Consider the following 3,063-nt stretch of genomic DNA (forward strand, 5'->3'; position numbering starts at 1 on the left):
ACCTTCGACTTTGTACTTGATTTCACTGCAAAAACATTCACCGGTAATCGTCATAACCTCTCCTTATGCATAACGCCGCGTTAAGTAGTGAGCAACACTACCACTAAACCTAACCATTGTGCCGTAAACACTAAAACAGACTCAAACCGAAAGTGCCGAGCGTTGCGAATCTGTCTTAAACGCTTTGTTAAGCTACTTGTTCTCGGCTATACGCCACAACACACCGCTAGGGTCTGTGATGCAAAACTCTAGCATTCCCCACGGCTGTTCAACCAATTCTGTCACCTTGGAACCAAACTCTTCCTCTAAATTGAGTTTCAGCACATGCTCATACCAACTTTGGGCATCTTCGACTAAAAGGTGCATCATGAAATTGTCACTATGAGCCGGTTCATAAAAGTCTTGGAGCAAAAACGGACAAGAGCCAAATTTGAAGTACGCGATTCCATCAAATTCTGATGCGAGTTCGAAGCCAATACTCTGATAAAAGCGCTTCGAAAGCTCAAAGTCTTTGGCGGGCACAAACGATTTTATTTCTACTGTATTCAGATTTTCCATTTCTAGTACCAATTCCTTTCGACTGTTTGTAGCTTAACGCCCAATTAAGTAGCCCGAAACGCCCTGACTTCCTTTCCGCATTCCTCGGCAACACAGAACTTGATGCAAACCAAAAATGCCAAGCGTTGAGGGTCTGCTTGAATTGCTTGTTATACCCGTACTTTTTAGCGACTAAATACCATAATCGCGCTCAACTAGCGAGATACGCACTTTGAATGACTCGTACCAAGAATTCCGCCCGATCTTTTGAGCTTCTAAGTGTTCCGTATTTTGTTTCCACTTTCTAATGGAAGCCAAGTCTGTCCAATACGAGACGGTTATCCCCACTTCCTCTCGTGCTGACTCTACGCCTAGAAAACCTTCCTCAAGTTCCGCTAAACGAAGCATTTTAGCCGCCATTTCACCGTATCCGTTGTCACCTTCAGTTCGTACCGAAGTGAAGACCACAGCATAGTATGGTGGTGTAGGGGTTTGAGCTATTTTAGACATGGTAATTTCCTTTGAGCTAAACAGATAGTCCATTGCTGTCTAAGCTACCCTAGGAAGATATTTATTCAACTAACTTTGCCTATTTTCGCGAGAAGGGTATAACGCCCTGTTAAGGTGTGAGCAACGCAATACCGAAGCTCCCGCATACCACCTTAAACACTAAACGCAACGCATAGTAAAAATGCCACGCGTTGCGAATCACTCTTAAACAGTTTGTTAGCTTTTTTTTCCATATCCCCTTGATTATAGTGCAATAGTCCCCATATCGTAAACTAGCTACAACCTGCTCGTAGCGTACAGTTGGGTTTGGTGGCTTCCTCATATCCATGGAGAATTCGGATATGACTGAAACCACCCGCAAAAAACACCTAAATACACTTAAAAAGCTTCGTAAAGAGCTAGATTCAAGATTGACGACTGAGCAAAAAGAAGCCATTGACTATGCAATTGCAGCAATTCAGGTGCGATTACTAGCAATCGGAGTTACTAACTTAATCGTCTTTCTAATCAAACTGTATCTTGGCTCGTAGTTAGGCTTTGGCAAGTTAACTACACTTTGCGAATAAGGAGGATTATCGGACGAAGAAAAAAGTAAGCATGTAAACACACAGAAAAATCAACGATTAACTTTAAAAGGAGCGAATATGAAACCAACTCCTAAAACTAACCTAATTTAACCTCTGTAATCACTTGGAGGGAGCGCCATTTCCTCCAGTGGAGTGATAACTCACCGAAGCAGCGGAGAGTTGTTATCAGAGCAGGATATTGCTAGATGAGTAGTTATGATTCGAGTTCAATAAAAGTTCTAAAAGGCTTAGATGCCGTAAGACGCCGACCTGGTATGTATATCGGGGACAGCGACGATCATGGGCTACACCATATGGTTTTTGAAGTCGTAGATAACTCTATTGATGAAGCTTTAGCTGCATATGCGCAAGACATTAACGTAGTTATCCACGATGATGGTTCTATCGAACCTCAAAAGCGTCGTAGTAAAGCCGTAATTTTGCCTGTTGCTCACGGAAAAGCATATCAACTACTGTTTTCGTTGACACCTTGTATCAACAAGATAAGTGGAAACTCATTAAGCTGGACACAACTGCTTAAAGAGACAAGGAAGCTGGCGAGAGTACCTCCCGTTTCTCATAGAAGCTAACGCCCAATTAAGTTGCAGACCAACGCAAACCTGAACCCAAAGCAACGCACCGATTACACCCAAACCATTTGGAGCTGAAAATGCCGCGCGTTGGCTGTCAGCTTAAATTGTTTGTTATACAAACATTTCATCGTAGGCTTCAATTATTTTAGAAGCTGCACTCATATCATTTTTACCATTAAACGCATGCTTAATCGCAACAACCTCACAACCACTAGCTTTGCCAGCCAAAACTCCAGCTGTCGAATCTTCAAAAATCAGCGCATTATCTGAAGAAATATTTAGATGTAATAAAGCTAAATTATAAGCTTCAGGATCGGGTTTATGTTTAGTTACATGCTCTTGAGTAATAACAATTTCGAAAGCTTCCGTAAGATTTAAAGCGTCAAGAATATTGTCCACCATCCATGTTGCTGCAGAGCTAACTACACCACATCTTTTTCCATTCTTGTTTAATTGTTTTATATACTCTTTTGCACCAATATTTAACTCTAAACTTTCAGATAAAAGGCGCTCGTAGTGAGCACGAAAATGTGTATTAAACTCAGCTAGTTCAGGACTAATAGATGCAGCTTTAAAGAAATGACCTGTAACTACAGGCCAACTTTCTCCCATCACGTCCTTATAAATATTAAAATCAACCTCTGAACCATAATCTGCGCAAGCTAATGCCAGAGCCTTTCCTTTCAGTGGCTCCGAATTCACTAATGTGCCGTCCATATCAAATAAATAGACTTGATAATCTTTCAAAACACTCTCCATGTTGAAATTTGTGGGTTTGTATAACGCCCAATTAAGGGGTGAACAACGCCGCCACCCAAACCTAAAGCATTGTGTCATAAACACTAAATTTGAAGTAG

At 41.4% G+C, this 3,063-nt stretch carries 4 protein-coding genes and 1 pseudogene; 2 read left to right on the forward strand and 3 right to left on the reverse strand.

Going from position 1 to position 3,063, the window contains the following annotated elements; translation table 11 throughout:
• Window positions 1-192: 192 nt before the first annotated feature.
• Window positions 193-558, reverse strand: coding sequence for a VOC family protein (locus tag ACHUFZ_RS21115; protein WP_005472418.1), 366 nt, complete (start codon window positions 556-558; stop codon window positions 193-195).
• A gap of 171 nt (window positions 559-729) precedes the next feature.
• Window positions 730-1,047 carry an antibiotic biosynthesis monooxygenase family protein gene (locus ACHUFZ_RS21120; protein ID WP_199437621.1) on the reverse strand — a complete coding sequence of 106 codons (318 nt, stop codon included), beginning with the start codon at window positions 1,045-1,047 and terminating at the stop codon, window positions 730-732.
• A 341-nt stretch (window positions 1,048-1,388) separates the two neighbouring features.
• Here ACHUFZ_RS21120 and ACHUFZ_RS21125 point away from each other — a divergent pair, with 341 nt between their 5' ends.
• The gene (locus tag ACHUFZ_RS21125; protein ID WP_102392630.1) at window positions 1,389-1,577 is read left to right on the forward strand and encodes a hypothetical protein; all 189 of its coding nucleotides are present in this window, start codon (window positions 1,389-1,391) and stop codon (window positions 1,575-1,577) included.
• Window positions 1,578-1,819: 242 nt separating this feature from the next.
• Window positions 1,820-2,020: pseudogene (locus ACHUFZ_RS21130) on the forward strand (hypothetical protein); the annotation flags it as partial.
• 297 nt (window positions 2,021-2,317) lie between these two features.
• Here ACHUFZ_RS21130 and ACHUFZ_RS21135 read toward each other — a convergent pair.
• The gene (locus ACHUFZ_RS21135; RefSeq protein WP_394128698.1) at window positions 2,318-2,965 is read right to left on the reverse strand and encodes an HAD family hydrolase; all 648 of its coding nucleotides are present in this window, start codon (window positions 2,963-2,965) and stop codon (window positions 2,318-2,320) included.
• Between the last annotated feature and the right edge of the window lie 98 nt (window positions 2,966-3,063).

The organism is Vibrio hepatarius, assembly GCF_043642085.1.
GTDB classification, from domain to species: Bacteria; Pseudomonadota; Gammaproteobacteria; order Enterobacterales; family Vibrionaceae; genus Vibrio; species Vibrio hepatarius_C.